We start from the raw sequence: 25,300 nt of genomic DNA, 5'->3' as shown, positions 1-25,300 counted from the left end.
TCGCCCTATTGAGAGTCCCCCTCGCGATGACGCCTCTAGAAACCAAGCGCCCGCTGCAGCTCAATGATCAGGGCCAGCTGCGCCACTTCCTCTCACTCGACGGTTTGCGCCGCGAGCTGCTGACGGAAATCCTCGACACCGCCGACTCATTCCTCGAAGTCGGTGCCCGGGCAGTGAAGAAAGTCCCGTTGCTGCGCGGCAAGACCGTGTGCAACGTGTTCTTCGAGAACTCCACCCGCACCCGCACCACCTTTGAACTGGCGGCCCAACGGCTGTCGGCCGACGTGATCACCCTGAACGTGTCGACGTCGTCGGCAAGCAAGGGCGAAACCCTGCTCGACACCCTGCGCAACCTGGAAGCCATGGCCGCCGACATGTTCGTCGTGCGTCACGGTGACTCCGGCGCCGCGCACTTCATCGCCGAGCATGTTTGCCCGCAAGTGGCGATCATCAACGGTGGCGACGGCCGTCACGCCCACCCGACCCAGGGCATGCTCGACATGCTCACCATCCGTCGGCACAAGGGCGGCTTCGAAAACCTCTCGGTGGCCATCGTCGGCGACATCCTGCACTCGCGGGTGGCGCGCTCGAACATGCTCGCCCTGAAAACCCTTGGCTGCCCGGACATCCGCGTGATTGCGCCGAAAACCCTGCTGCCGATCGGCATCGAGCAATACGGCGTGAAGGTCTACACCGACATGACCGAAGGCCTGAAAGACGTCGACGTGGTGATCATGCTGCGCCTGCAGCGTGAACGCATGACCGGCGGCCTGCTGCCGAGCGAAGGCGAGTTCTACCGCCTGTTCGGCCTGACCACCGCGCGCCTGGCCGGCGCCAAACCTGATTCCATCGTCATGCACCCGGGGCCGATCAACCGCGGGGTGGAAATTGAGTCGGCGGTGGCCGACGGTCCGCACTCGGTGATCCTCAATCAGGTGACCTACGGCATCGCGATTCGTATGGCCGTGCTGTCCATGGCCATGAGCGGGCAAACAGCCCAGCGCCAATTCGAGCAGGAGAACGCCCAGTGAAGCTCAGCATTCTCGGCGCACGCGTTATCGATCCGGCCAGCGGCCTGGATCAAGTGACTGATATCCACGTTGAAGCCTGCAAGATCGTCGCCCTTGGCGCCGCTCCAGCCGGTTTCACTGCTGTAGAAACCATCGACGCCAAAGGCCTGGTGGCCGCCCCGGGCCTGGTTGACCTGAACGTCGCCCTGCGCGAGCCGGGCTACAGCCGCAAAGGTTCGATCGCCAGCGAAACCCGCGCCGCTGCGGCCGGTGGCGTGACCAGCCTGTGCTGCCCACCGAAAACCAAACCAGTGCTGGACACCTCGGCCGTGGCCGAACTGATCCTCGACCGCGCCCGCGAGGCGGGCAACACCAAAGTGTTCCCGATCGGCGCTCTGAGCAAAGGCCTCGACGGCGAGCAGTTGGCCGAATTGGTCGCGTTGCGCGATGCCGGCTGCGTGGCCTTTGGCAACGGTCTTGAGAGCTTTCGCAACACCCGCACCCTGTGCCGGGCACTGGAATACGCGGCGACGTTCGACCTGACGGTGATTTTCAACTCGCAGGACCATGATCTGGCCGAAGGTGGCTTGGCCCATGAAGGCCCGACTGCGAGTTTCCTCGGTTTGCCGGGCATTCCGGAAACCGCTGAAACCGTAGCCTTGGCCAGGGATCTGCTGCTGGTCGAGCAAAGCGGCGTGCGTGCGCACTTCAGCCAGCTCACCAGCGCCCGCGGTGTGGCACTGATCGCTCAGGCTCAGGCCCGTGGCCTGAAGGTCACGGCGGATGTGGCGTTGTATCAGTTGATCCTCACCGACGAAGCGTTGATCGACTTCAGCAGCCTCTATCACGTCCAGCCGCCGCTGCGCACCCGTGCGGATCGCGATGGCCTGCGGGCAGCGCTGAAGTCGGGGGTGGTGTCAGCCATCTCCAGCCATCACCAGCCCCATGAGCGCGATGCCAAACTGGCACCGTTCGGCGCCACCGAGCCTGGCATCAGCAGTGTTGAACTGCTGCTGCCGCTGGCGATGACCTTGGTGGAAGATGGTTTGCTCGACTTGCCGACTCTGCTAGCACGCTTGAGCGCCGGTCCTGCCGAAGCGTTGCGTCTGCCAGCGGGCAAGTTGGCTGTGGGTGGGCCGGCAGATATCGTGCTGTTCGACCCTGCGGCCTCGACCGTGGCTGGTGAAACCTGGCTGTCCAAGGGCGAAAACTGCCCGTTCATTGGCCATAGCCTGCCGGGTGTGGTGCGTTACACGTTGGTGGATGGGCGGATCAGCCATCAGGCGTAAAACGCGGTGCTCCAATCGCGGGCAAGCCCGCTCCCACAGGGTATTCGGTTGGCCGCAAGATTTGCGCACAACACATCCACTGTGGGAGCGGGCTTGCCCGCGATGACTTACTGGAAGGCGCCTCTATTCTGAGCGTTGCGAATCGACACTTGGTCATTCAACGTCCAGAAGTCATACAACACCCCCAGAAAGAACACCCCGCCCGTCACCAGGTACAGCAATCCGCTGACCCACTTCCCCTGATACATCCGGTGTACGCCAAATACCCCGAGAAACGTCAACAGAATCCACGCAACGTTGTATTCGATGGGGCCGGCGGAAAAACGCAGGTCCGCTTCACGGTCCATGGAAGGGATCAGAAACAGGTCGATCAGCCAGCCGATACCCAGCAAGCCGAAGGTGAAAAACCAGATCGTCCCGGTCACCGGCCTGCCGTAATAGAAGCGGTGAGCCCCGGTAAAACCAAAAATCCACAGCAGGTAACCGATCACTTTGCTGTGCGTATCTTGCTGTGAAACGGGTTGTCGATAGGTGTTCATGGATGGCCTCGATTCACGCGATAGAGAAATATTCTTGAATTCTTTGTGACTTTTTTACAGGTGGCCGACATACGGCAGATGCTACCTTCGTTCCCGTCAAAGCCTTGTAGGGCCTGACTTCTGTCCGACAATCGCGTCAATTTTCAGCTTGTTTGGTTCCGTTGCCGCCAAAGTGAATCGACCAACGGCCTCGGAAGGGCCAAAAAAGCTGTTATAAAGTTGCGCGTTCACCCATATGAGCCTTGCCTAATGCGTCCATTTTTCAAGACATGGCTAACCATTTGCCTATTATTGCCACTGGCCGCCCACGCCACTAATCGTGAGCAACGTCTTCCTAACGTTAATGGTTACACCCCAAAATCCCACGTTTCTGCTCCTTCGAGCAAAAACAAGCAAATAGTAAAACGCTCCAGCCAACTGAGCAGCGTAAACAGCAAGCTAGTCCCGCCGATGGCGACCAAGGAAAGCAGCAACGTGTTGAGCCGTGCGGTAAACGTGCTCGGTACGCCTTATCGTTGGGGGGGCAGCAGCCCAAGTAAAGGGTTCGATTGCAGCGGTCTGGTGAAATACGCGTTCAACGACGCCACGTTCGACCTGCCACGCACTTCCAATGCCATGGCCAGTGGTCATGGCGAGAAAGTCGATCGCAACGATCTGAAGCCAGGCGACCTGATTTTCTTCAAACTCAAGAGCCGCCGGGTGAATCACGTTGCTATCTACCTGGGCAACGACCGCTTCATCCACGCACCACGTCGTGGCAAGTCGGTGAGCATCGACACCCTGAAGAAACCGTACTGGGAAAGCCACTACGTGGTTGCCAAGCGGGTTCTGCCAAAAGAACAGAACGCATTGCGGATTGTTCAGCGTTGATCCGACACTGATCGTTCCCACGCTCTGCGTGGGAATGCAGCCCGGGACGCTCCGCGTCCCTTTCGAAAGCTGGAACGCGGAGCGTCCCTTGAGGCATTCCCCCACGCAGAGCGTGGGAACGATCAACTTCCTGTCAGAAGTTATCCGGCGACCGCGCCTTCTCCCGCGCATGCTCGCGGCTGATCACGCCCCTGGTCACCAACTCCTTCAGGCACATGTCCAGTGTCTGCATCCCCAGCGACCCTCCGGTCTGAATCGACGAGTACATCTGGGCCACCTTGTCTTCGCGAATCAGATTACGGATCGCTGCGGTGCCGAGCATGATTTCGTGGGCGGCAATTCGCCCGCCGCCGACTTTCTTGATCAATGTCTGCGACACCACCGCCAGCAACGACTCGGAGAGCATTGAACGTACCATCGATTTCTCGTCGCCCGGAAACACGTCCACCACCCGGTCGATGGTTTTCGCCGCCGACGTGGTGTGCAGCGTGCCGAATACCAAGTGACCCGTTTCTGCGGCAGTCAAAGCCAGCCGAATAGTCTCCAGATCACGCATTTCCCCCACCAGAATCACGTCCGGGTCTTCGCGCAGGGCCGAGCGCAGCGCCGTGGCGAAGCTGCGGGTATCGCGATGGACTTCGCGCTGATTGATCAGGCATTTGCGCGATTCGTGGACGAACTCGATGGGGTCTTCGATAGTGAGTATGTGGTGATGGCGATGGTTGTTCAGGTAATCGATCATCGCCGCCAGCGTGGTGGACTTGCCGGAACCGGTCGGGCCGGTCACCAGCACCAGGCCTCGGGGCGCTTCGGTAATCTTGCGAAACACGTCCCCCATGCCCAGATCGTCCATGCTCAGGACCTTCGACGGAATGGTCCGGAATACCGCGCCCGCGCCACGGTTCTGGTTGAAGGCATTGACCCGGAAACGCGCCACGCCGGGCACTTCGAAGGAAAAATCGGTTTCAAGATGCTTCTCGAAGTCCACCCGCTGGAGGTCGTTCATGATGTCGTAGATCAGCTCATGCACTTCCTTGTGATCCAGGGCCGGCAGGTTGATGCGCCGCACATCGCCGTCAACACGAATCATCGGTGGCAAGCCGGCGGACAGGTGCAGGTCAGACGCGCCTTGTTTGGCGCTGAAAGCCAGCAGCTCAGTGATATCCATAGCGCTCCTCAATTCCAGTAGAATGCCGCGAACCTTCAGACCGCTGGCGCCTCTTGATGTCCACGATAGCAGACAACATTCTTCAGGTTAGTTCACGCATCCAGGCAGCAGCCAAAGCCGCCCACCGCGATGAGAACAGCATCCAACTGCTGGCCGTGAGCAAAACCAAGCCCGCCGAGGCCCTGCGTGAAGCCTATGCCGCCGGGATCCGCGACTTTGGCGAAAACTACCTGCAGGAAGCCTTGGGCAAACAGCTCGAACTGGCCGACCTGCCCTTGATCTGGCACTTCATCGGCCCCATTCAATCGAACAAGACTCGTGCTATCGCCGAGCACTTCGACTGGGTGCATTCCGTGGATCGCTTGAAAATCGCACAACGCCTGTCCGAACAACGCCCTGCCGATTTGCCGCCCTTGAACATCTGCATCCAGGTCAACGTCAGTGGTGAAGCCAGCAAGTCCGGCTGCACCCCGGCTGATTTACCCGCCCTGGCCAATGCCATCAGCGCTCTGCCGCGCTTGAAATTTCGCGGGCTGATGGCGATTCCCGAGCCGACTGAAGATCGTGCCGCCCAGGACGCCGCCTTTGCTGCCGTGCAAAGCCTGCAAGCCAGCCTGAATCTGCCACTCGACACACTTTCCATGGGCATGAGCCACGACCTCGAGTCGGCCATCGCCCAGGGCGCTACTTGGGTCCGTATCGGTACGGCCCTGTTTGGCGCCCGTGATTACAGTCGACCATGAACATGGCTGACTCACCTCTCTATAAGGACCTGACATGAGCAAGACTCGTATTGCCTTTATCGGAGCCGGCAACATGGCCGCCAGCCTGATCGGCGGCCTGCGCGCCAAAGGTCTGGACGCCGCGCAAATCCGCGCCAGTGATCCGGGTGAAGAAACCCGTGCCCGCGTGAGCGCCGAACACGGCATCGAAGTGTTTGCCGACAACGCCGACGCCATTCAGGGCGTGGACGTGATCGTGCTGGCGGTCAAACCCCAAGCGATGAAAGCCGTTTGCGAAGCCATTCGCCCAAGCCTCAAGCCGAATCAATTGGTGGTTTCGATTGCGGCCGGCATCACCTGCGCCAGCATGAACAACTGGCTTGGCGCCCAACCTATCGTGCGCTGCATGCCTAACACCCCGGCGCTGCTGCGTCAGGGCGTAAGCGGTTTGTTCGCCACCAGCGAAGTGAACTCCGAACAACGCCAGCAAGCTGAAGAGCTGCTGTCGGCGGTTGGCATTGCCCTGTGGCTGAACGAAGAACAGCAACTGGACGCGGTCACCGCTGTTTCCGGCTCGGGCCCGGCGTATTTCTTCCTGCTGATCGAAGCCATGACCGCTGCGGGCGTGAAGCTCGGCCTGCCAGCGGACATCGCCGCCCAACTGACCGTGCAAACCGCTTTGGGTGCTGCACACATGGCAGTCGCAAGCGATGTCGACGCAGCTGAATTGCGTCGTCGTGTGACGTCGCCTGCGGGCACCACCGAAGCGGCGATCAAGTCATTCCAGGCTGGCGGCTTCGAAGCCCTGGTAGAACAAGCACTCGGCGCCGCTGCGCACCGCTCGGCCGAGATGGCTGAGCAACTCGGCCGCTAATCAGCTCTTACAAAGGAATCAATGATGCTCGGACTCAATGACGCTGCCATTTTTGTGATTCAAACCCTGTGCAGCCTGTATCTGCTGATCGTGCTGCTGCGCTTCATTCTGCAACTGGTGCGGGCGAACTTCTACAACCCGCTCTGCCAGTTCGCCGTGAAAGCCACTCAACCGCTGCTCAAGCCACTGCGTCGGGTTATCCCGAGCATGTTCGGCCTGGACATGTCGTCGCTGGTACTGGCGCTGATCGTGCAAATGGCGCTGTACGCGGTCATCCTGCTGCTCAAAGGCTACGAGGTCGACGTGCTGTTTCTGGCGCCGTGGGCATTGATTGGTATCTTTGCGCTGTTTTTGAAGATTCTGTTCTGGGCGATGATCATCAGTGTGATTCTGTCCTGGGTTGCTCCTGGCAGCCACAATCCGGGCGCAGAACTGGTCCAGCAGATCACTGAACCGGTACTCGCGCCGTTCCGCCGGATCGTGCCGAACCTGGGCGGCCTCGACATCTCGCCGATCTTCGCGTTTATCGCACTGCAGTTGCTGCAAAGCTGGCTGATTCCACGCCTTGCGTACTACGCCCTCATGCCGAAGGAACTGTTCGGCCTGATCTGATGAGTTACTTTCGTTGGGACGGTGATGACCTGATTTTGGAATGTCACCTGCAACCTGCGGCCCGCAGCGATGATTTCTGCGGGCTGCATGGCGATCGCCTGAAGATCCGCCTGACTGCACCGCCGGTTGAAGGCAAGGCCAATGCGTATTTGATAGCGTTTCTGGCCAAGGCGTTCGGGGTTTCCAAGAGTCAGGTGAGCTTGATCAGCGGGGAGCTGAACCGGCAGAAGCGAGTTCGGATTTGCTCGCCGAAGAAGCTGCCGGGGCTACCCGGCCTGACACCACCCTGATCGTTCCCACGCTCCGCGTGGGAATGCATCCCGTGACGCTCCGCGTCACCTCAAAAGCGGACGCAGAGCGTCCATGGCGGCATTCCCACGCAGAGCGTGGGAACGATCGTTGGTCGTCGCTTGCTGCTACGGGCAGCGGTCTTTAGACTTACGCCTCATTTCAATGAGAGCAGGGTCGATGCCAGCTGCCTTTCCCCCCGATTCTGTTGGTCTGGTGACGCCGCAAGTGGCGCACTTCAGTGAACCCCTGGCCTTGGCCTGCGGACGTTCGTTGCCCGCTTATGACCTGATCTATGAAACCTACGGCACGCTGAACGCTACGGCGAGCAACGCCGTGCTGATCTGCCACGCCTTGTCCGGTCACCATCACGCCGCCGGCTTCCACAGCCCCGACGACCGCAAACCCGGTTGGTGGGACAGCTGCATTGGTCCCGGCAAGCCGATCGACACCAACAAGTTCTTCGTGGTCAGCCTGAATAATCTCGGCGGGTGCAACGGTTCCACCGGCCCCAGCAGCATCAATCCGGAAACCGGCAAGCCATTCGGCGCCGATTTCCCGGTGCTGACCGTGGAAGACTGGGTCCATAGCCAGGCGCGTCTCGCTGATTTGCTCGGCATTCACCAATGGGCCGCGGTGATCGGCGGCAGCCTTGGTGGCATGCAGGCCTTGCAATGGACCATCACCTACCCGGACCGCGTGCGGCACTGCCTGGCCATCGCCTCGGCACCAAAACTGTCAGCGCAGAACATCGCGTTCAACGAAGTCGCACGCCAGGCGATCCTCACCGATCCGGAGTTCCACGGCGGCTCGTTCCAGGAAGCGGGGGTGATCCCCAAGCGCGGGCTGATGCTGGCGCGGATGGTCGGGCACATCACGTACCTGTCCGACGACTCCATGGGTGAGAAATTCGGTCGCGGCCTCAAGAGCGAAAAGCTCAACTACGACTTCCACAGCGTCGAGTTCCAGGTCGAAAGCTACCTGCGCTATCAGGGTGAGGAATTTTCCGGACGTTTTGACGCCAACACCTACCTGCTGATGACCAAGGCGCTGGACTACTTCGACCCGGCGGCGAACTTCAACGATGACCTGGCGAAAACTTTCGCCGGTGCCACCGCCAAGTTCTGTGTGATGTCGTTCACCACCGACTGGCGCTTCTCCCCTGCCCGCTCGCGGGAACTGGTGGACGCGCTGATGGCAGCCAGGAAAGACGTCTGCTACCTGGAGATCGACGCTCCGCAAGGCCACGACGCCTTCCTGATTCCGATCCCGCGTTACTTGCAGGCCTTCAGCAATTACATGAACCGTATAGCGCTTTGAGGAAGACATGAGAGCCGATCTGGAAATCATCCAGGAATGGATCCCCGCCGGCAGCCGCGTGCTCGACCTCGGTTGCGGTGACGGCGAGTTGCTGACCTGGCTGCGTGACCACAAGCAGGTTACCGGCTATGGCCTGGAAAACGACCCGGACAACATTGCCGAATGCGTGGCCAAGGGCATCAACGTCATCGAGCAAGACCTGGACAAGGGCCTGGGCAACTTCGCCAGCAACAGCTTCGACATCGTGGTCATGACCCAGGCCCTGCAAGCTGTGCACTACCCGGACAAGATCCTCGACGAAATGCTTCGGGTCGGTCGCCAGTGCATCATCACCTTCCCCAACTTCGGTCACTGGCGCTGCCGCTGGTACCTGGCGAGCAAGGGCCGGATGCCGGTTTCGGAGTTTCTGCCGTACACCTGGTACAACACGCCGAACATCCACTTCTGTACTTTCGAAGACTTTGAAGCGCTGTGTCGCGAACGTGAAGCCAAGGTCATTGATCGGCTTGCCGTGGATCAACAGCATCGGCATGGGTGGGCCAGTAAGCTATGGCCTAATCTGTTAGGTGAGATCGGCATCTATCGCGTCAGCAGCCCCGGTCTGCCGGACCACAAGGTCGCGGTCTGAATCCCGACACTTCGAGGAGAACCATCATGGGTCGTCTAGCACTGTTTTTACTTACTGCCTGCCTGAGCGTCACCGCCATGGCCGCCGATGTCATCAAGGGCGAGCGCAAGGAAACCTTTGGCGACGTGACGGTGCATTACAACACCTTCAATTCCACCTTCCTGACCCCGGATATCGCCAAAGCCGCCGAGCTGACTCGCAGCAAAAACCAGGGCGTGATCAACGTATCGGTCCTCAAGGAAGGTAAACCGCAGACAGCGCAGGTCAGCGGGACGGTCAAGGACCTGATCAGCGCCCCAGTGCCGCTGAAGTTCAAGCAGATCACTGAAGCAGGCGCGGTCTACTACATCGCCCAGTTCCCGGTACCGCAGCAGGAAATCCGCACCTTTGAAATCAAGGTGCAGACCGGCGACAAAATCAACACCATCAATTTCAACCAAGAGCTCTTCCCCGGCCAATGATGAATTTCACGCAACTCGTATTGGCCAGCCATAACGCCGGCAAACTCAAGGAACTCCAGGCCATGCTCGGCGAATCGGTGCACTTGCGCTCGATCGGCGAGTTCAGCAGCGTCGAGCCTGAAGAAACCGGCCTGTCGTTCGTCGAGAACGCCATTCTCAAGGCGCGCAATGCCTCACGCATTTCCGGCCTGCCGGCCTTGGCCGACGATTCGGGGCTGGCGGTGGACTTCCTCGGCGGTGCGCCGGGTATCTATTCGGCCCGTTACGCCGACGGCAAGGGCGATGCGGCGAACAACGCCAAACTGCTCGACGTGATGAAAGACGTGCCACAGGCCGAGCGCGGCGCGCAGTTCGTCTGCGTATTGGCGCTGGTGCGTCATGCCGATGATCCGCTACCGATTCTCTGCGAAGGCCTGTGGCATGGGCGCATCCTGACCCAGGCCAGCGGCGAACACGGTTTTGGCTACGACCCGCTGTTCTGGGTGCCATCGCGCGATTGCTCCAGCGCCGAGCTGAGCCCGAGCGAAAAGAACCTCATCAGCCACCGCGCCCGTGCAATGGATCTGCTGCGCCAGCGTCTAGGCCTGATATGACCCTTGAATCATCCGCGTCGCCGCTGATCTTCGGCGGCGCCGCACAATCGCCTCGAGCGGCCCTGCCCGTGCTGCCGCCCTTGGCGTTGTACATCCACATCCCGTGGTGTGTACGCAAATGCCCCTATTGCGACTTCAACTCCCACACCGCCAGCCCGGTGCTGCCGGAAGAAGAGTATGTCGACGCCTTGCTGGCCGACCTCGATCAGGATCTGCATGCGGTCTATGGCCGCGAACTGAGCTCGATCTTCTTCGGTGGCGGTACGCCGAGCCTGTTCAGCGCCGAGGCTCTGGGCCGTTTGCTCAAGGGCGTCGAACAACGCATTCCGTTTGCCAGTGACATCGAAATCACCCTGGAAGCCAACCCCGGAACGTTCGAGCAGGAGAAATTCCGCGCTTACCGGGCGCTGGGCATCAATCGCCTGTCGATCGGCATCCAGAGCTTTCAGGAAGAGAAACTCAAGGCCCTGGGGCGGATTCACAACAGCGACGAAGCCGTGCGTGCCGCCGGCATGGCCCGTCAGGCAGGCTTCGAGAACTTCAATCTGGACCTGATGCACGGTTTGCCCGATCAGTCCCTGGATGACGCTCTGAACGACCTGCGCCAGGCTATTGCCCTGAAGCCGACGCACCTGTCCTGGTATCAGTTGACGCTGGAGCCGAACACGGTGTTCTGGAACCAGCCGCCGACGCTGCCGGAAGATGACACCCTGTGGGACATTCAAGAGGCCGGTCAGGCGCTGTTGGCCGAACACGGTTACGCGCAGTACGAAGTCTCGGCCTATGCCCAACCCGGCCGTCCGGCGCGGCATAATCTCAATTACTGGAGTTTCGGCGACTTCATCGGCATCGGCGCCGGTGCCCACGGCAAGCTCAGCCATCCGGACGGGCGCATCGTGCGCACCTGGAAGACCCGCCTGCCGAAGGATTACCTCAATCCGGCCAAAAGCTTCAAGGCTGGCGAGAAGGCGCTGACCAACGAAGAACTGCCGTTCGAGTTCCTGATGAACGCCTTGCGCCTGACCGAGGGCGTCGAAGCGCGGTTGTATCCGGAGCGCACCGGACTGCCCCTGGAAAGCCTTGCCGAAAGCCGCCGCGAGGCCGAACAAAGCGGCTTAATGCAGGTCGAACCGTCACGTCTGGCGGCCACGATGCGCGGACAACTCTTTCTCAATGACTTGCTGCAGAAATTTCTGACATAAGGAAATCGAATGGATCTGGTACTCGACCTGCTCGCCACCGTGTCCCGCTGGAGCCGTAGCAACCTGTCGGAAATCTCTCTGGCGCTGGTGGGCTGCCTGCTGGTGCTGTTTGGCGCCGACATCAAAGGCTGGGTCGACCAACGCCTGGGCAGCATCGCCGGCGCCTTGCGCGTCCCGCTGATGGCCCTGCTGTGCATGGTCGGCAGCGGCGTGGCGCTGATCTATGCCACGCCATGGATCATCAAAGGCCTGAGCCAGTTCAACAACTACAGCCTGGCGCCGGTATTGTTGGTGGTGCTGGTGCTGATCGGCGTCGTAGCCGACCGCCGCTAAATTCGAATAGCACACAAAACAATGTGGGAGCGGGCTTGCCCGCGATGAGGCCATAACATTCAACATCTCTGTTGACTGTCAAACCGCCATCGCGGGCAAGCCCGCTCCCACAGGTTTTACGCCAGTTTTTCGAACTTCAAATCCCACACGCCATGCCCAAGACGTTCGCCGCGGCGTTCGAACTTGGTGATCGGGCGTTCGGCCGGGCGCGGCACGCATTTGCCGTCTTCGGCCAGGTTGCGATAACCCGGCGCGACGTTCATCACTTCCAGCATGTACTCGGCGTACGGTTCCCAGTCGGTCGCCATATGCAGAATGCCGCCGACCTTCAGCTTGCTGCGCACCAGTTCAGCGAACGATGCCTGAACGATACGACGCTTGTGGTGACGGCTCTTGTGCCACGGGTCCGGGAAAAACAGCATCAGGCGATCAAGGCTGTTGTCGGCGATGCAACGGTTGAGCACTTCGATCGCATCGCAATCGTAGACACGCAGGTTGGTCAGGCCCTGAGTCAGCACGCCATTGAGCAGCGCGCCGACACCCGGACGATGAACTTCAACGCCAATGAAATCCTGCTCCGGCGAAGCTGCGGCCATTTCCAGCAGCGAATGGCCCATGCCGAAGCCGATTTCCAGGGAGCGCGGTGCCGAGCGACCGAATACCTGGTCGAAGTCCACCGGCGCGTCCGCCAGTGGCAGCACAAACAGCGGCGTGCCTTGGTCCAGACCGCGCTGTTGGCCTTCGGTCATGCGCCCGGCGCGCATCACGAAACTCTTGATGCGGCGGTGTTGGCGCTCTTCGCCTTCTTCCGTCTGGATAGGCGTGTCGTTTGATTCAGTCATCAATGGCTCTTACTTGATCAGACCATCCAGCGGCGAGGAGGCGCTGGCATAGAGTTTTTTCGGCATGCGGCCGGCGAGGTAGGCCAAGCGACCTGCAACGATGGCGTGTTTCATGGCTTCGGCCATCATGATCGGCTGCTGGGCATGGGCGATGGCCGAGTTCATCAGCACCGCTTCACAGCCCAGTTCCATGGCGATGGTGGCGTCGGAAGCCGTACCGACACCGGCATCCACCAACACCGGAATTTTCGCTTCTTCGAGGATGATCTGCAGGTTGTACGGGTTGCAGATCCCCAGGCCGGAACCGATCAGACCGGCCAGCGGCATGACCGCGATGCAGCCGATTTCCGCCAGTTGACGGGCAATGATCGGGTCATCGCTGGTGTACACCATCACGTCGAAGCCTTCCTTGACCAGCACTTCGGCGGCCTTGAGGGTTTCGATCACGTTGGGGAACAGGGTTTTCTGATCCGCCAGCACTTCCAGCTTCACCAGATTGTGGCCGTCGAGCAGCTCACGGGCCAGGCGGCAGGTGCGCACGGCTTCAATGGCGTCGTAGCAACCGGCGGTGTTAGGCAGGAAGGTGTAGCGATCCGGCGACAGGACTTCGAGCAGGTTCGGTTCGCCCGGGTTCTGGCCGAGGTTGGTGCGGCGCACGGCGAAGGTGACGATCTCGGCACCCGAGGCTTCGATGGCCAGACGGGTTTCTTCCATGTCGCGGTATTTGCCGGTGCCTACCAGCAAACGCGACTGGTAAGTACGACCGGCCAGGACGAAGGGCTTGTCGCTACGAACGATGCTCATGGGAAATCCTCTGTAGGGGTGAGGTTCTTGCAGAATATTCTGTGGCCGCTCGGGCCGGGCAGCTAGCCGCCGCCGATGGCGTGGACCACTTCGACGCAATCGCCGTCGTTCAGCGTGGTGTCGGCATGCTGGCTGCGCGGGACGATATCCAGATTGAGTTCGACCGCCACCCGGCGCCCGGTCAGTTCCAGACGGGTCAGCAGGGCCGCAACGGTTTCACCGTCGGGCAGTTCAAGGGATTCGCCGTTCAATTGAATGCGCATGCCGAATGCCGCCATCATTTTTAGGGGCTGGCATTCTAGCCCGATCAGTCAGGCCGACCCAAGCCATTCGTCACGAAATGGACCGCGTGGTCAGCTCAACCGCCAGGCGGCAAGCCCCAGGCAAACCCAGCCGACCAGGAACGCCAGGCCACCGAAGGGTGTAACGATCCCGAGCTTGCTGACGCCGGTCATCGTCAGCAGGTACAGGCTGCCGGAAAACAACACAATACCAATGGCAAATGACGCTCCGGCCCAGGTAATCAGGCGACAGGGAATCTGCGCGGCCAACAGCGCCACACCCAGCAACGCCAAGGTATGCACCAGTTGATAAGTGACGCCCGTATGGAAAATCGTCAAATACTCAGGCGCCAGGCGGCTTTTCAGGCCGTGGGCGGCGAATGCGCCCAAGGCTACGCCGGTGAAACCGAAGAAAGCAGCCAACATCAGGAAGCCACGCAACATGAAGAACTCCAGTCAGACTCGATCAACAGGGTCTGTATAATGGCCGGCTCAATGGGTTCGGCCAAGCCATCTCTATGCTGCAGTTAATTTTCCGTCGTCTCACAAAGGCCCTGCTCTGGTTCGCGGGCGGTAGCGTATTGCTGGTGTTGCTGTTTCGGGTGGTGCCGCCACCGGGAACGGCGCTGATGGTCGAGCGCAAGATCGAATCCTGGTTCGACGGCGAGCCGATTGACTTGCAGCGCATCTGGAAACCCTGGGATGAAATCTCCGACAACCTGAAAGTCGCGGTGATTGCCGGTGAGGACCAGAAGTTTCCCGAGCATTGGGGCTTTGATATCGGCGCGATTCAGGCGGCGTTTGCGCATAACGAACGCGGCGGCTCGATTCGCGGTGCCAGCACCCTGAGCCAGCAAGTGTCGAAGAACCTGTTTCTGTGGTCTGGCCGCAGCTGGCTGCGCAAAGGCCTGGAGGTCTGGTTTACCGGGCTGATCGAGGTGTTCTGGCCCAAGCAGCGGATTCTTGAGGTGTACCTCAACAGCGTCGAGTGGGATGAAGGGGTGTTTGGCGCCGAAGCGGCGGCTCGGCATCACTTTGGTGTCGGCGCTCGCTCGATATCCCGACAGCAGGCGAGTTTGCTGGCTGCGGTACTGCCGAACCCGCGGGTGTGGAGCGCCAGCCATCCAACCTCTTACGTTGCAAGACGGGCCGGGTGGATTCGCCAGCAGATGAGTCAGTTGGGTGGGGACAGTTATCTGCTCGGGCTCAACGATTCGCGTCGGGCACCTTGGTCTCAGTAACCGCTCACGATTTTTTGGGCACTATAGAACCCTATGGGAGCGGGCTTGCCCGCGATGACGGCTGATCATTCAACATTGATGTCGACTGACACTACGCCTTCGCGGGCAAGCCCGCTCCCACAGGGACCAAGGCGAAGCTGAAAAATGGGCCCAAACAAAAACGCCCCGATCAAATGATCGGGGCGTTTTTTATTGCCTTCGCGCGGGTTACGCAGCGATCGACAACTTGAGCTTGTTCATCGCGCTCTTCTCGAGCTGACGAATACGCTCGGCCGACACGTTGTACTTCTGCGCCAGGTCGTGCAGCGTGGCTTTTTCTTCTGCCAGCCAGCGCTGGTAGAGGATGTCGCGGCTGCGGTCGTCCAGCACTTCAAGCGCTTCGTGCAGGTTGTGGTTGGAGTTGTCGCTCCAGTCGGCGTCTTCCAGTTGACGGGCCGGGTCGTACCGGTGGTCTTCCAGATAGTTGGCCGGCGACTGGAATGCACTGTCGTCGTCCGCTTCCGCGGCCGGGTCGAAAGCCATGTCATGGCCGGTCAGGCGACTTTCCATCTCGCGCACTTCCCGCGGCTCTACGCCGAGGCTTTCCGCCACGCGATGGACTTCCTCGTTGTTCAGCCAGGCCAGACGTTTCTTCTGGCTGCGCAGGTTGAAGAACAGCTTGCGCTGAGCCTTGGTGGTCGCGACTTTCACGATCCGCCAGTTGCGCAGGATGAACTCGTGGATTTCCGCCTTGATCCAGTGCACCGCAAAGGACACCAGGCGAACACCCATTTCCGGGTTGAAACGCTTGACCGCTTTCATCAGGCCGACGTTGCCTTCCTGGATCAGGTCAGCCTGGGCCAGGCCGTAGCCGGAATAGCTACGGGCAATGTGTACGACAAAACGCAGGTGGGCGAGCACCATCTGCCGAGCCGCCCCCAAATCCTGCTCATAATAGAGACTCTCGGCCAGTTCACGCTCCTGCTCCGGCGTCAGCAATGGAATGCTGTTCACCGTGTGCACATAGGCCTCCAGGTTCGCACCCGGGACCAGAGCATATGCAGGCTGCAAAGAATTGGTCATACGAAAAAACCTCCGACTTACATAACTCGTGCAGTTCAGCACTGCGAAAATTGACCGGAAACCAAAAAACAAGTTCCCATAAACGCTGAAAGGTCAATACGAGCAAAATGATATTACTTTGGCGCAAGCTCCCGCAGGTGGCGTGCGACTGCAATCCATGCACCGATATACCCCAACAGCACCGCGCCAAGCAAGAGCGATAGACCGTCGGCAACTGGCACTCCGGCCAGCGCAAAATCACTGCCGTACAAACCGGCCAGTCCAACTACCGCGTCGTTCAGCCAGTTCAGGCCGAACGCCAACACACCCCAGGAAAGAATCCCTGCACCAAAGCCATAAAGCGCACCCATATACAGAAAGGGCCTGCGCACATAGCTGTCAGTGCCGCCGACGAGTTTAATCACTTCTATCTCTGTGCGGCGGTTTTCAATATGAAGACGAATGGTATTGCCTATCACCAAAAGTAATGCAGAAACCAAAAGCACGGTCAGACCGAAGACAAAACGGTCGCCCAGCTTGAGGATGGCTGCCAGACGCTCGACCCAGACTAGATCAAGTTGCGCTTGTTGTACCTTCGGCAATTCGGAAAGTTTTTGTCTCAATGCTTCAAGCGCGGGTTTGTCGACCTCATTCGGGGTCACCAGGACCACGCCCGGCAGCGGGTTTTCCGGAAGTTCCTTGAGCGCTTCGCCCAGTCCAGACTGCTGCTGGAACTCTTCCAGCGCCTGATCGCGACCCACGTATTCGGCGTCGGCCACGCCCGGCATGCCCTTGATCTGCTCGCGCAACGACTCGCCTTGTTCAGGACTGGCATCGAGTTGCAGGTACAGGGAAATCTGCGCCGCACGCTGCCAGGAACCACCGAGGCGCTCGACGTTATTCAGCAAAAGTGACAGACCCATCGGCAAACTGAGGGCAACCGCCATCACCATGCAGGTGAAAAAGCTGCCGATCGGGTGTTTGCCCAAGCGGCGCAAGCTGTCCAGCAGACTCGCACGATGGCTTTCGACCCAGGCGCGGAACAGCGTAGAGAAATCCGGACCATCGTCATCGTCGCGCTTTTTCTTCTGCTGCGGTTGCGGATCGGCGGCCTTCGGGGCCACGCGCTCGGAAACCTTGGGGCTACGTGTTGCACTCATACGCCAGCCTCCCCGTCACCAATCAATCGGCCACGCTGCAGCGTGAGCATGCGATGACGCATGCGGGCAATCAATGCCAGGTCGTGACTGGCGATCAGCACACTGGTGCCCAGACGGTTGATGTCTTCGAACACGCCCATGATTTCTGCCGCCAGACGCGGGTCGAGGTTACCGGTGGGTTCGTCCGCCAGCAGCAAGGCTGGACGGTGAACGATGGCGCGGGCGATGCCGACGCGCTGTTGCTGGCCGGTGGACAGGTCGCCGGGGTAGAGATCGGTTTTGTCCGAGAGCGCCACGCGCTCCAGGGCCGAGTCCACGCGCTTGGCGACTTCGGCCTTGGACAGGCCAAGGATCTGCAACGGCAACGCGACGTTGTTGAACACCGTGCGATCGAACAGCAACTGGTGGTTCTGAAACACCACGCCGATTTGCCGGCGCAGGAACGGAATCTGCGCATTGCTGATGGTGCTCAGGTCTTGCCCTGCCAGCAGCAATTTGCCGGTGGTCGGACGCTCCATGGCCAGCAACAGCCGCAACAAGGTGCTTTTGCCAGCGCCGGAATGGCCGGTGACAAACAAGAATTCGCCCCGACGGACTCGAAAGCTCAGCTCATGCAAGCCGACGTGACCATTCGGGTAGCGTTTACCGACCTGTTCGAAACGAATCATGAACGCTCCCGCTCGGCAAACAATGCCTGGACAAAGGGTTCTGCTTCAAAAGTACGCAAATCGTCGATGCCTTCGCCGACGCCGATATAGCGAATCGGTAAGCCAAACTGCTTGGCCAGGGCGAAAATCACCCCACCCTTGGCGGTGCCGTCGAGTTTGGTCAGCGCCAGGCCGGTCAATTCGACGGTCTGGTTGAATTGCTTGGCCTGGTTGATGGCGTTCTGGCCGGTACCGGCGTCGAGCACCAACAGGACCTCGTGCGGTGCATCGGCGTCGAGCTTGCCGATTACCCGACGAACTTTTTTCAGTTCTTCCATCAGGTTGTCTTTGGTGTGCAAACGACCGGCGGTGTCGGCGATCAGCACGTCAATGCCACGGGCCTTGGCGGCCTGCACGGCATCGAAGATGACCGAAGCCGAATCGGCGCCGGTGTGCTGGGCGATGACCGGAATCTTGTTGCGCTCACCCCAGACTTGCAACTGCTCGACCGCTGCGGCGCGAAAGGTGTCACCGGCGGCGAGCATGACTTTCTTGCCTTCCAGTTGCAGCTTCTTCGCCAGTTTGCCGATGGTGGTGGTCTTGCCGGCACCATTGACGCCCACCACCAGAATCACGAACGGCTTGTTCTGTGAGGTGATTTTCAGTGGCTGCTCGACCGGTTTGAGCATGGCGGCCAGTTCGGCCTGCAGGGATTTGTACAGTGCATCGGCATCGGCCAATTCTTTGCGGGCGACTTTCTGAGTCAGGCGCTGAATGATCACCGACGTCGCTTCGACGCCGACATCGGCGGTCAGCAGACGGGTTTCGATGTCTTCGAGCAACTCGTCATCGATGATTTTCTTGCCGAGGAACAGACTGGCCATGCCCTCGCCAATGCTGGCGCTGGTCTTGGACAAGCCTTGCTTGAGGCGGGCGAAGAAACCGGCCTTGGTCTCTTCGGTACGCACAGGCTCGACCGGAGTTTCAACTGGAGCAACGGGCGTGGCGACAACCGGAACGATGACCGGTGCAGGTGCAGGTGCTGGCTCTGGCTCTGGCTCTCGCGCTTGAACAACCGGAGCAACCGGAGCAACCGGAGCGGGAGCAACAAATGCCGGCACTACAGGCTCTGGAACAACCGGCGCAGGCTCAGCCACGAACACAGGCTCAACAACCGGCGCAACCACTGGCGCCCGAACCGGCTCAGGAGCGAACGCAGTCGGGGCCGGAATCGGCGGCGTGATATGAGCTGCTTGCTCATCTTCGACCAGTGCCACCGGCTCTTCCGCCACCGGCAACGTCAGCCACGGCTCGGCGACGGGCGTCAGCGGCAATGGGGCCACGATTACGGTTTCAGAAGCAGGCTCGGCCGCGGATTGCAGCACCGGCTCGGCGATCGGCAGGGCAATCGGCGCGGGCACTTCTTCCATGACTGGCGCAGGGGTTGCCTCAGAAAGTGGCTGTGGCTGTTCGACAACGGGTTCCTGCGGCTTTTTGCGCAGCCATCCGAACAGGCTTTTCTTCTCGCCAGCCGCAGCTGGGGTCTTCTTGTCGTCGTTGGAACCAAACATGGAGGACGGCTATCTCACGGTAGCGACGCGCCAAAGGGCGCCTCGGCAATAAATAATTCGATGCAGAACAGACTGCGATTCATCCAGCTTGTTCACGCGCAACATTTTGTCGAGGTACCAACGGCACCTCAAAGTTTGATCAATACGAAGGACTGGAACGGCATCGTCGGCGAAAACGCAGAGTTTAGCTGACAAACTCAAAGCCCAAGCCGCAAACCCAAACAACCTACTGACCGATCAAAGGCCTGATAGGCGTGGCCGCCAGTAAAACGGATCAGTATCCTAGCACCTCCTCGCCCGCCTAGGCTAAGACCAAGCGGGCAGCCCCAAAGGTTTAAAAACGAATGAATGCTTTAGCCCGCCGCGCTGCAGGCCTGCTGTTCAGCACAGTTTGTCTGCCACTTTCAGCCCTGGCTGCCGATCCACAACCCACCCACGAATTCACCCTCGACAACGGCCTGAAGGTCGTCGTGCGCGAAGACCATCGTGCGCCGGTCGTCGTTTCCCAGGTCTGGTACAAGGTTGGCTCAAGCTATGAGACCCCGGGCCAGACCGGGCTGTCCCATGCGCTGGAACACATGATGTTCAAGGGCAGCGAGAAGGTCGGCCCCGGTGAAGCCTCGCTGATCTTGCGCGACCTCGGTGCCGAAGAAAACGCCTTCACCAGCGATGACTTCACCGCCTATTACCAGGTGCTGGCCCGTGATCGTCTGGGCGTGGCCTTCGAGCTGGAAGCGGACCGCATGGCCAATCTGCGCCTGCCAGCCGACGAGTTCACCCGCGAGATCGAGGTGATCAAGGAAGAACGTCGCCTGCGCACCGACGACAAGCCGATGTCCAAGGCCTATGAACGCTTCATGGCCATGGCCTACCCCGCCAGCGGTTATCACACGCCGACCATCGGCTGGATGGCGGACCTCGACCGCATGAAAATCGAAGAACTGCGCCATTGGTATCAGTCCTGGTATGTACCGAACAACGCCACCCTGGTGGTGGTCGGTGACGTGACCCCGGATGAAGTCAAAACCCTGGCCCAGCGTTACTTCGGCCCGATCGCCAAGCGCGACGTGCCATCAGCGAAAATCCCGCTGGAACTGGCCGAGCCCGGCGAACGGAAGATCACCCTGCATGTGCAGACTCAATTGCCGAGCCTGATGCTGGCCTTCAACGTGCCGAGCATCGCTACCGCCGAAGACAAGCGTTCAGTTAACGCTCTGCGCCTGATCTCCGCCCTGCTCGACGGCGGCTACAGCGGCCGGATCCCGACGCAACTGGAACGCGGCGAAGAGCTGGTGTCCGGCGGTTCGTCGAGCTACGACGCCTATACCCGCGGCGACAGTCTGTTCACTTTGTCGGCCACGCCGAACACCCAGAAGAAGAAAACCATGGCCCAGGCGGAAGCCGGCCTGTGGAAACTGCTCGAACAGCTGAAAACCACCGCGCCGTCCACTGAAGAGCTGGAGCGGGTGCGAGCGCAGGTCATTGCCGGCCTGGTCTACGAGCGTGACTCGATCACCAGCCAGGCCACCGCCATCGGCCAACTGGAAACCGTCGGGCTGTCCTGGAAACTGATGGACACCGAACTCGCCGATCTGGAAAGCGTGACCCCGCAAGACATCCAGAAAGCCGCCAAGCTGTATTTCACCCGCGCACGTCTCAGCGTCGCCCATGTACTGCCAGAGGAGACGACTCATGAGTGAGCGTAAAAAACCGCGCCTGGCCCTGATCGGCCTGGTCGTCATTGCATTGCTCGGGGCTGCCGCCTTTTATTTCTCCAAGTCTGACGAAACCAGCGCCAGCGAAGCCCTCGACAAAGCCAAGGCGAGCCAGAAGCTGCAATCGCTGGCAGAACTCGACGGCAAGGCCCCAAGCCATCGCTCGCTGAACGTGCAGACCTGGAACACGACCGAAGGCGCCAAGGTGCTGTTCGTTGAAGCCCGTGAGCTGCCGATGTTCGATATACGCCTGATCTTCGCCGCTGGCAGCAGCCAGGACGGCGATGCATCCGGCCTGGCCCTGCTGACCAACGCCATGCTCAATGAAGGTGTGGCTGGCAAAGACGTCAGCGCTATCGCCCAAGGCTTCGAAGGCCTGGGGGCCGACTTCGGTAATGGCGCCTATAAAGACATGGCGATTGCGTCGCTGCGCAGCCTCAGTGCCGCGGACAAACGCGAGCCTGCCTTGAAGCTGTTCGCTGAAGTCGTCGGCAAACCGACCTTCCCCGCCGACTCATTTGCGCGCATCAAGAACCAGATGCTGGCCGGCTTCGAATATCAGAAACAGAACCCCGGCAAACTCGCCAGCATCGAGCTGATGAATCGCTTGTACGGCGATCACCCCTACGCGCATGCAAGCGACGGCACGGCGAAGAGCATTCCACCCATCACCCTGGCGCAATTGCGAGCCTTCCATCAGAAAGCCTACGCCGCCGGCAATGTGGTGATTGCGCTGGTGGGCGACCTGTCGCGCGCTGAAGCCGAGGCGGTTGCCGCCCAAGTGTCCGCCGACCTGCCCAAAGGCCCGGCCCTGGCGAAAATCGAACAGCCGACTGACCCCAAGTCGAGCATTGGCCATATCGAGTTTCCGTCCAAGCAGACCAACCTGATGATCGCGCAACTGGGCATCGACCGTGACGATCCGGATTACGCAGCGCTGTCCCTGGGCAATCAGATCCTTGGCGGCGGTGGTTTCGGCACTCGCTTGATGAGCGAAGTGCGCGAGAAGCGCGGCCTGGCCTACGGCGTGTATTCGGGTTTCAGCCCGATGCAGGCTCGCGGCCCGTTCATGATCAACCTGCAAACCCGCGCCGAGATGAGCGAAGGCACGCTGAAACTGGTGCAGGACGTGCTCGCCGATTATCTTAAGACCGGCCCCACCGAGAAAGAACTCGACGACGCCAAGCGCGAACTGGCCGGCAGCTTCCCGCTGTCCACCGCCAGCAACGCCGATATCGTCGGGCAGCTTGGCGCCATGGGTTTTTACAACTTGCCGCTGACCTATCTGGAAGACTTCATGCAGCAGTCCCAGAGCCTGACCGTCGAGCAAGTCAAAGCCGCATTGAACAAACACCTGAGCACGGACAAACTGGTCATCGTCAGCGCTGGCCCGACCGTGCCACAAAAGCCGTTGCCGGCCCCATCTGACAAACCTGCCGAGCAACCGCTCGGGGTTCCGGAGCACTAATGGCCAGTCCATCGCGTTCTAAAAAACCTGTTCACAACGTGCACAACGGTGTGAATCAACTGCGCATCATCGGCGGTGAATGGGGCAGCCGAAAGCTGAGCTTCCCCGATGCGCCAGGCTTGCGTCCAACGCCGGACCGAGTCCGTGAAACCCTGTTCAACTGGCTCGCGCCTTATGTCGCCGGGGCCAAGGTGCTCGACCCATTTGCCGGTAGCGGCGCGTTGTTTCTCGAGGCTTTGTCCCGTGGCGCAGCCATGGGCCAGGCACTGGATGCGAGCAACATCGCAGTAGCGAGCATCAAGGAACATCTGGGCACCCTGCGCTGCACGACCGGTCAGGTACAGACTGCCGACGCCTTGCGCTATCTGGAAACCCAACCAGCCACGGCGTTCGATCTGGTGTTTCTCGACCCGCCGTTTAATCAGAATCTGTTGCCTGCCGTTTGCACTTTGCTCGAAGAGCGTCAGTGGCTGAGTGACGATGCGTGGGTCTACACTGAAAGCGAAACGGCACCGTCGATATTGGGTTTGCCAGAAAATTGGCGCCTGCATCGGGAGCAAAAATCAGGACGGGTGTACTACGCGTTGTGGCAACGTATGGCAGGGAACGCCGGTTAGTCCGGCCTGTAAAAACGGTGCGAAGCTCAGTCAGTTAACGCTGCGGGTAAGCACCGCTGCATCGAGAGCAATCGTGTCCCATCTGCCAGAACGTTTCACTCCCGCCTTCACGCCCGCCTACGGTCTGGGCAATCCGCACTTACAAACCTTGTGGGGACCGCTATGGCGCAAAACCACACATATCGAGCGTGAGCGCGAGCGATTGTGGCTTGAAGATGGCGATTTCCTTGACCTGGACTGGCACGGCCCCCACAGCGCGAATGCACCGTTGGTGCTGGTATTGCACGGCCTGACCGGCTCGTCGAATTCGCCTTATGTGGCCGGGATGCAGAAGGCGCTCAGCACCCAGGGTTGGGCCAGTGTCGCGCTGAACTGGCGAGGTTGCTCCGGCGAGCCCAATCTGTTGCCGCGCAGCTACCATTCCGGGGCCAGTGAAGATTTGGCGGAAACCATCAAGCACCTGCGCACCCAACGCCCCCTCGCGCCGTTGTATGCGGTCGGTTATTCCATGGGCGGTAACGTGTTGCTCAAGCATTTGGGCGAAACCGGTAGCAACAGCGGGGTGCTCGGCGCCGTGGCGGTGTCGGTGCCGTTTCGCCTCGATCACTGTGCCGATCGCATCAGCCAGGGTTTTTCCAAATTCTATCAAGCGCATTTCATGCGGGAGATGGTCGCCTACATCAAGAACAAGCAGCGCAGGTTCCAGTATGAAGGGCATCAGGATGGCCTGGCGGCATTGGCGGCGCTGGGCTCGCTGGAGAACATGCGCACCTTCTGGGAGTTCGATGGCCGGGTCACCGCACCGCTGAATGGTTTCGCCGATGCCGCGGATTACTATCGCCGCGCTTCGAGTCGTTATTTCCTTGGAGAGATTCGCACACCGACCTTGATTATCCAGGCGGCGGATGACCCGTTTGTCTTTCCTCATAGCCTGCCGCAAGCCGACGAGTTGTCTGCCTGCACGCAATTCGAGTTGCAGGCCAAGGGTGGCCATGTCGGCTTCGTCGAGGGCTCGTTCCGGCAACCGGGTTACTACCTGGAAAGGCGCATTCCCCAATGGCTCGCCACCACAGGGCGCAAGTAACCCATGGATTCCGCTCAGGGCGAGTCGATTCACTTCTGGCAAACGGCGCCGTTGGCCGGGGTCGAGTTGTTGTCCGCGCGCTACATCGAGCACCGCTTCGCCCCCCATGTGCATGACGGCTATGTGATCGGCATGATCATGGCCGGGGCCCAGCGTTATCGCTATCGCGGCGCCGAGCATCTGGCCGGCAGCGGCACGCTGGTGCTGATCAACCCGGATGAACTGCACACCGGCCACAAAGGAACGGAAGACGGTTGGTTGTACCGGGCGTTTTATCCCGACAGTGGACAGATTCTTTCACTGCTGGACGAGCTCGAACTGCCTACCGATACCTTGCCGGCATTTAGTGCCACGTTGTATCGCGATCCAGACCTGGTGAAGGGGTTCTGCCAACTGCATCGGTTGCTGGAAAGTCCGTCCACGGCGCTGCAACAGCAGACGGTCTGGCGGGAAATGATGCTGTCGCTGTTGCAACGTCACGCAGCCGTCCCGGTCGCCGGTAAACCAGGCAAGGAGCACCGGGCGGTGACCCTGGCCAAGGAACTGCTGCAATCACGCTTGGCGGCGCCGCCCTCGCTGGAGGAACTGGCGGCGACGGTGAACCTGTCGCCTTTCCACTTCGCCCGGGTGTTCCGCAGAGCCACCGGCATGCCGCCACACACCTGGTTGATGCAGCAGCGTATCGCCCGGGCACGGGCGCTGTTACAGCGCGGCTGCCTGCCGCTGGAAGTCGCGACGCAGTTGGGTTTTGCCGACCAGAGCCATCTGAGTCGGCAGTTCAAACAGGTTTATGGCGTAGGACCGGGGGCGTATCGCAGTGCGCGGCAACTACCCGGTTATGGATGACTACAAAGATCCAAATGTGGGAGCGGGCTTGCTCGCGAAGACGGTGGGTCAGTCGATATCAATGTCGACTGTTA

The 25,300-nt window shown here is 60.2% G+C and carries 29 protein-coding genes; 19 read left to right on the top strand and 10 right to left on the bottom strand.

Annotated elements, in window-relative coordinates; all coding sequences use genetic code 11:
• The first annotated feature begins 26 nt into the window (after positions 1-26).
• A complete protein-coding gene (locus tag PSH65_RS02050) occupies positions 27-1,031 on the top strand; it encodes an aspartate carbamoyltransferase catalytic subunit (protein ID WP_305424711.1) in 1,005 nt (334 codons plus the stop codon).
• Entirely contained in the window at positions 1,028-2,299 is a 1,272-nt protein-coding gene (locus PSH65_RS02045) for a dihydroorotase (protein WP_305424709.1), read from the top strand. The genes PSH65_RS02050 and PSH65_RS02045 overlap by 4 nt, the downstream gene beginning before the upstream one ends.
• Before the next feature lie 107 nt (positions 2,300-2,406).
• Here the strand turns inward: PSH65_RS02045 and PSH65_RS02040 are convergent, their stop codons facing one another.
• Positions 2,407-2,838 (bottom strand): TM2 domain-containing protein, encoded by a 432-nt coding sequence (locus PSH65_RS02040; protein WP_305424708.1) that lies wholly within the window; start codon positions 2,836-2,838, stop codon positions 2,407-2,409.
• Between the two features lie 249 nt (positions 2,839-3,087).
• On the opposite strand from PSH65_RS02040, the gene PSH65_RS02035 reads away from it, so the two are divergent.
• Positions 3,088-3,708, top strand: coding sequence for a C40 family peptidase (locus PSH65_RS02035; RefSeq protein WP_305424707.1), 621 nt, complete (start codon positions 3,088-3,090; stop codon positions 3,706-3,708).
• A 133-nt stretch (positions 3,709-3,841) separates the two neighbouring features.
• On the opposite strand, the gene PSH65_RS02030 is transcribed toward PSH65_RS02035, so the two are convergent.
• Positions 3,842-4,876 carry a type IV pilus twitching motility protein PilT gene (locus tag PSH65_RS02030; RefSeq protein ID WP_305424706.1) on the bottom strand — a complete coding sequence of 345 codons (1,035 nt, stop codon included), beginning with the start codon at positions 4,874-4,876 and terminating at the stop codon, positions 3,842-3,844.
• Between the two features lie 56 nt (positions 4,877-4,932).
• On the opposite strand from PSH65_RS02030, the gene PSH65_RS02025 reads away from it, so the two are divergent.
• From PSH65_RS02025 to PSH65_RS01980, 10 genes are all read left to right on the top strand, one after another.
• Positions 4,933-5,619, top strand: a complete 687-nt coding sequence (locus tag PSH65_RS02025; RefSeq protein WP_305424704.1) for a YggS family pyridoxal phosphate-dependent enzyme — start codon at positions 4,933-4,935, stop codon at positions 5,617-5,619.
• A gap of 34 nt (positions 5,620-5,653) precedes the next feature.
• The gene (gene proC, locus PSH65_RS02020) at positions 5,654-6,472 is read left to right on the top strand and encodes a pyrroline-5-carboxylate reductase (RefSeq protein WP_305424702.1); all 819 of its coding nucleotides are present in this window, start codon (positions 5,654-5,656) and stop codon (positions 6,470-6,472) included.
• 24 nt (positions 6,473-6,496) lie between these two features.
• Entirely contained in the window at positions 6,497-7,084 is a 588-nt protein-coding gene (locus PSH65_RS02015) for a YggT family protein (RefSeq protein WP_305424701.1), read from the top strand.
• Positions 7,084-7,374, top strand: a complete 291-nt coding sequence (locus PSH65_RS02010; protein ID WP_305424700.1) for a DUF167 domain-containing protein — start codon at positions 7,084-7,086, stop codon at positions 7,372-7,374. Before PSH65_RS02015 ends, PSH65_RS02010 begins: the two co-directional genes overlap by 1 nt.
• A gap of 178 nt (positions 7,375-7,552) precedes the next feature.
• Entirely contained in the window at positions 7,553-8,692 is a 1,140-nt protein-coding gene (locus PSH65_RS02005) for a homoserine O-acetyltransferase (RefSeq protein WP_305424699.1), read from the top strand.
• A 7-nt stretch (positions 8,693-8,699) separates the two neighbouring features.
• Positions 8,700-9,320 (top strand): methionine biosynthesis protein MetW, encoded by a 621-nt coding sequence (gene metW, locus PSH65_RS02000; RefSeq protein WP_007939351.1) that lies wholly within the window; start codon positions 8,700-8,702, stop codon positions 9,318-9,320.
• 26 nt (positions 9,321-9,346) lie between these two features.
• A complete protein-coding gene (locus tag PSH65_RS01995; protein WP_305424698.1) occupies positions 9,347-9,781 on the top strand; it encodes a DUF4426 domain-containing protein in 435 nt (144 codons plus the stop codon).
• The gene (rdgB, locus tag PSH65_RS01990; RefSeq protein WP_305424697.1) at positions 9,778-10,374 is read left to right on the top strand and encodes an RdgB/HAM1 family non-canonical purine NTP pyrophosphatase; all 597 of its coding nucleotides are present in this window, start codon (positions 9,778-9,780) and stop codon (positions 10,372-10,374) included. The genes PSH65_RS01995 and rdgB overlap by 4 nt, the downstream gene beginning before the upstream one ends.
• On the top strand, positions 10,371-11,576 hold the full coding sequence (gene hemW, locus PSH65_RS01985; protein ID WP_305424696.1) for a radical SAM family heme chaperone HemW: 1,206 nt from the start codon (positions 10,371-10,373) through the stop codon (positions 11,574-11,576). Before rdgB ends, hemW begins: the two co-directional genes overlap by 4 nt.
• Positions 11,577-11,585: 9 nt before the next feature.
• Positions 11,586-11,909 carry a DUF3392 domain-containing protein gene (locus tag PSH65_RS01980; protein WP_007897907.1) on the top strand — a complete coding sequence of 108 codons (324 nt, stop codon included), beginning with the start codon at positions 11,586-11,588 and terminating at the stop codon, positions 11,907-11,909.
• 116 nt (positions 11,910-12,025) lie between these two features.
• On the opposite strand, the gene trmB is transcribed toward PSH65_RS01980, so the two are convergent.
• The 4 genes from trmB to PSH65_RS01960 all read right to left on the bottom strand — a co-directional run bounded on the left by trmB (position 12,026) and on the right by PSH65_RS01960 (position 14,280).
• Positions 12,026-12,751 carry a tRNA (guanosine(46)-N7)-methyltransferase TrmB gene (gene trmB / locus PSH65_RS01975; protein WP_305424695.1) on the bottom strand — a complete coding sequence of 242 codons (726 nt, stop codon included), beginning with the start codon at positions 12,749-12,751 and terminating at the stop codon, positions 12,026-12,028.
• A 9-nt stretch (positions 12,752-12,760) separates the two neighbouring features.
• A complete protein-coding gene (locus PSH65_RS01970) occupies positions 12,761-13,555 on the bottom strand; it encodes a thiazole synthase (protein ID WP_007939343.1) in 795 nt (264 codons plus the stop codon).
• Between the two features lie 62 nt (positions 13,556-13,617).
• Positions 13,618-13,818, bottom strand: a complete 201-nt coding sequence (thiS, locus tag PSH65_RS01965; RefSeq protein ID WP_161807490.1) for a sulfur carrier protein ThiS — start codon at positions 13,816-13,818, stop codon at positions 13,618-13,620.
• A 90-nt stretch (positions 13,819-13,908) separates the two neighbouring features.
• Positions 13,909-14,280, bottom strand: a complete 372-nt coding sequence (locus PSH65_RS01960; protein WP_305424694.1) for a DUF423 domain-containing protein — start codon at positions 14,278-14,280, stop codon at positions 13,909-13,911.
• A gap of 74 nt (positions 14,281-14,354) precedes the next feature.
• Here PSH65_RS01960 and mtgA point away from each other — a divergent pair, with 74 nt between their 5' ends.
• Positions 14,355-15,077 (top strand): monofunctional biosynthetic peptidoglycan transglycosylase, encoded by a 723-nt coding sequence (gene mtgA / locus PSH65_RS01955; protein WP_305424693.1) that lies wholly within the window; start codon positions 14,355-14,357, stop codon positions 15,075-15,077.
• A 207-nt stretch (positions 15,078-15,284) separates the two neighbouring features.
• Here mtgA and rpoH read toward each other — a convergent pair whose 3' ends face one another.
• The 4 genes from rpoH to ftsY all read right to left on the bottom strand — a co-directional run bounded on the left by rpoH (position 15,285) and on the right by ftsY (position 19,496).
• Complete coding sequence (gene rpoH / locus PSH65_RS01950; protein ID WP_007897890.1) at positions 15,285-16,139, bottom strand: RNA polymerase sigma factor RpoH; 855 nt, start codon at positions 16,137-16,139, stop codon at positions 15,285-15,287.
• 113 nt (positions 16,140-16,252) lie between these two features.
• Positions 16,253-17,278 carry a permease-like cell division protein FtsX gene (gene ftsX / locus PSH65_RS01945; protein ID WP_305424691.1) on the bottom strand — a complete coding sequence of 342 codons (1,026 nt, stop codon included), beginning with the start codon at positions 17,276-17,278 and terminating at the stop codon, positions 16,253-16,255.
• Complete coding sequence (ftsE, locus tag PSH65_RS01940) at positions 17,275-17,946, bottom strand: cell division ATP-binding protein FtsE (RefSeq protein ID WP_007897888.1); 672 nt, start codon at positions 17,944-17,946, stop codon at positions 17,275-17,277. Before ftsE ends, ftsX begins: the two co-directional genes overlap by 4 nt.
• Positions 17,943-19,496, bottom strand: coding sequence for a signal recognition particle-docking protein FtsY (gene ftsY, locus PSH65_RS01935; RefSeq protein ID WP_305424690.1), 1,554 nt, complete (start codon positions 19,494-19,496; stop codon positions 17,943-17,945). Before ftsY ends, ftsE begins: the two co-directional genes overlap by 4 nt.
• A gap of 344 nt (positions 19,497-19,840) precedes the next feature.
• Between ftsY and PSH65_RS01930 the strand changes: the two genes are divergently transcribed.
• The 5 genes from PSH65_RS01930 to PSH65_RS01910 all read left to right on the top strand — a co-directional run bounded on the left by PSH65_RS01930 (position 19,841) and on the right by PSH65_RS01910 (position 25,226).
• On the top strand, positions 19,841-21,196 hold the full coding sequence (locus tag PSH65_RS01930; protein WP_305424689.1) for a pitrilysin family protein: 1,356 nt from the start codon (positions 19,841-19,843) through the stop codon (positions 21,194-21,196).
• Positions 21,189-22,679, top strand: a complete 1,491-nt coding sequence (locus PSH65_RS01925) for a pitrilysin family protein (protein ID WP_305424688.1) — start codon at positions 21,189-21,191, stop codon at positions 22,677-22,679. Before PSH65_RS01930 ends, PSH65_RS01925 begins: the two co-directional genes overlap by 8 nt.
• Positions 22,679-23,296, top strand: coding sequence for a 16S rRNA (guanine(966)-N(2))-methyltransferase RsmD (rsmD, locus tag PSH65_RS01920; protein ID WP_305424686.1), 618 nt, complete (start codon positions 22,679-22,681; stop codon positions 23,294-23,296). The genes PSH65_RS01925 and rsmD overlap by 1 nt, the downstream gene beginning before the upstream one ends.
• A gap of 73 nt (positions 23,297-23,369) precedes the next feature.
• Positions 23,370-24,380 (top strand): hydrolase, encoded by a 1,011-nt coding sequence (locus tag PSH65_RS01915; RefSeq protein WP_305424684.1) that lies wholly within the window; start codon positions 23,370-23,372, stop codon positions 24,378-24,380.
• A gap of 3 nt (positions 24,381-24,383) precedes the next feature.
• The gene (locus PSH65_RS01910) at positions 24,384-25,226 is read left to right on the top strand and encodes an AraC family transcriptional regulator (RefSeq protein ID WP_305424683.1); all 843 of its coding nucleotides are present in this window, start codon (positions 24,384-24,386) and stop codon (positions 25,224-25,226) included.
• The last annotated feature ends 74 nt before the right edge of the window (positions 25,227-25,300 follow it).

Origin of the sequence: Pseudomonas sp. FP603, from assembly GCF_030687415.1 — a bacterium.
In the GTDB taxonomy this organism is placed as follows: domain Bacteria; phylum Pseudomonadota; class Gammaproteobacteria; order Pseudomonadales; family Pseudomonadaceae; genus Aquipseudomonas; species Aquipseudomonas wuhanensis.
Note: the sequence above shows the minus strand (reverse complement) of the source record. Positions and strands in the feature narration are given on the sequence as shown.

Coding starts and splice junctions, on each gene's coding strand:
- PSH65_RS02050 (WP_305424711.1), top strand. CDS start 27: ATGACGCCTCTAGAAACCAAGCGCCCGCTGCAGCTCAATGATCAGGGC.
- PSH65_RS02040 (WP_305424708.1), bottom strand. CDS start 2,838: ATGAACACCTATCGACAACCCGTTTCACAGCAAGATACGCACAGCAAA.
- PSH65_RS02035 (WP_305424707.1), top strand. CDS start 3,088: ATGCGTCCATTTTTCAAGACATGGCTAACCATTTGCCTATTATTGCCA.
- PSH65_RS02030 (WP_305424706.1), bottom strand. CDS start 4,876: ATGGATATCACTGAGCTGCTGGCTTTCAGCGCCAAACAAGGCGCGTCT.
- PSH65_RS02025 (WP_305424704.1), top strand. CDS start 4,933: ATGTCCACGATAGCAGACAACATTCTTCAGGTTAGTTCACGCATCCAG.
- proC (WP_305424702.1), top strand. CDS start 5,654: ATGAGCAAGACTCGTATTGCCTTTATCGGAGCCGGCAACATGGCCGCC.
- PSH65_RS02015 (WP_305424701.1), top strand. CDS start 6,497: ATGCTCGGACTCAATGACGCTGCCATTTTTGTGATTCAAACCCTGTGC.
- PSH65_RS02010 (WP_305424700.1), top strand. CDS start 7,084: ATGAGTTACTTTCGTTGGGACGGTGATGACCTGATTTTGGAATGTCAC.
- PSH65_RS02005 (WP_305424699.1), top strand. CDS start 7,553: ATGCCAGCTGCCTTTCCCCCCGATTCTGTTGGTCTGGTGACGCCGCAA.
- metW (WP_007939351.1), top strand. CDS start 8,700: ATGAGAGCCGATCTGGAAATCATCCAGGAATGGATCCCCGCCGGCAGC.
- PSH65_RS01995 (WP_305424698.1), top strand. CDS start 9,347: ATGGGTCGTCTAGCACTGTTTTTACTTACTGCCTGCCTGAGCGTCACC.
- rdgB (WP_305424697.1), top strand. CDS start 9,778: ATGATGAATTTCACGCAACTCGTATTGGCCAGCCATAACGCCGGCAAA.
- hemW (WP_305424696.1), top strand. CDS start 10,371: ATGACCCTTGAATCATCCGCGTCGCCGCTGATCTTCGGCGGCGCCGCA.
- PSH65_RS01980 (WP_007897907.1), top strand. CDS start 11,586: ATGGATCTGGTACTCGACCTGCTCGCCACCGTGTCCCGCTGGAGCCGT.
- trmB (WP_305424695.1), bottom strand. CDS start 12,751: ATGACTGAATCAAACGACACGCCTATCCAGACGGAAGAAGGCGAAGAG.
- PSH65_RS01970 (WP_007939343.1), bottom strand. CDS start 13,555: ATGAGCATCGTTCGTAGCGACAAGCCCTTCGTCCTGGCCGGTCGTACT.
- thiS (WP_161807490.1), bottom strand. CDS start 13,818: ATGCGCATTCAATTGAACGGCGAATCCCTTGAACTGCCCGACGGTGAA.
- PSH65_RS01960 (WP_305424694.1), bottom strand. CDS start 14,280: ATGTTGCGTGGCTTCCTGATGTTGGCTGCTTTCTTCGGTTTCACCGGC.
- mtgA (WP_305424693.1), top strand. CDS start 14,355: ATGCTGCAGTTAATTTTCCGTCGTCTCACAAAGGCCCTGCTCTGGTTC.
- rpoH (WP_007897890.1), bottom strand. CDS start 16,139: ATGACCAATTCTTTGCAGCCTGCATATGCTCTGGTCCCGGGTGCGAAC.
- ftsX (WP_305424691.1), bottom strand. CDS start 17,278: ATGAGTGCAACACGTAGCCCCAAGGTTTCCGAGCGCGTGGCCCCGAAG.
- ftsE (WP_007897888.1), bottom strand. CDS start 17,946: ATGATTCGTTTCGAACAGGTCGGTAAACGCTACCCGAATGGTCACGTC.
- ftsY (WP_305424690.1), bottom strand. CDS start 19,496: ATGTTTGGTTCCAACGACGACAAGAAGACCCCAGCTGCGGCTGGCGAG.
- PSH65_RS01930 (WP_305424689.1), top strand. CDS start 19,841: ATGAATGCTTTAGCCCGCCGCGCTGCAGGCCTGCTGTTCAGCACAGTT.
- PSH65_RS01925 (WP_305424688.1), top strand. CDS start 21,189: ATGAGTGAGCGTAAAAAACCGCGCCTGGCCCTGATCGGCCTGGTCGTC.
- rsmD (WP_305424686.1), top strand. CDS start 22,679: ATGGCCAGTCCATCGCGTTCTAAAAAACCTGTTCACAACGTGCACAAC.
- PSH65_RS01910 (WP_305424683.1), top strand. CDS start 24,384: ATGGATTCCGCTCAGGGCGAGTCGATTCACTTCTGGCAAACGGCGCCG.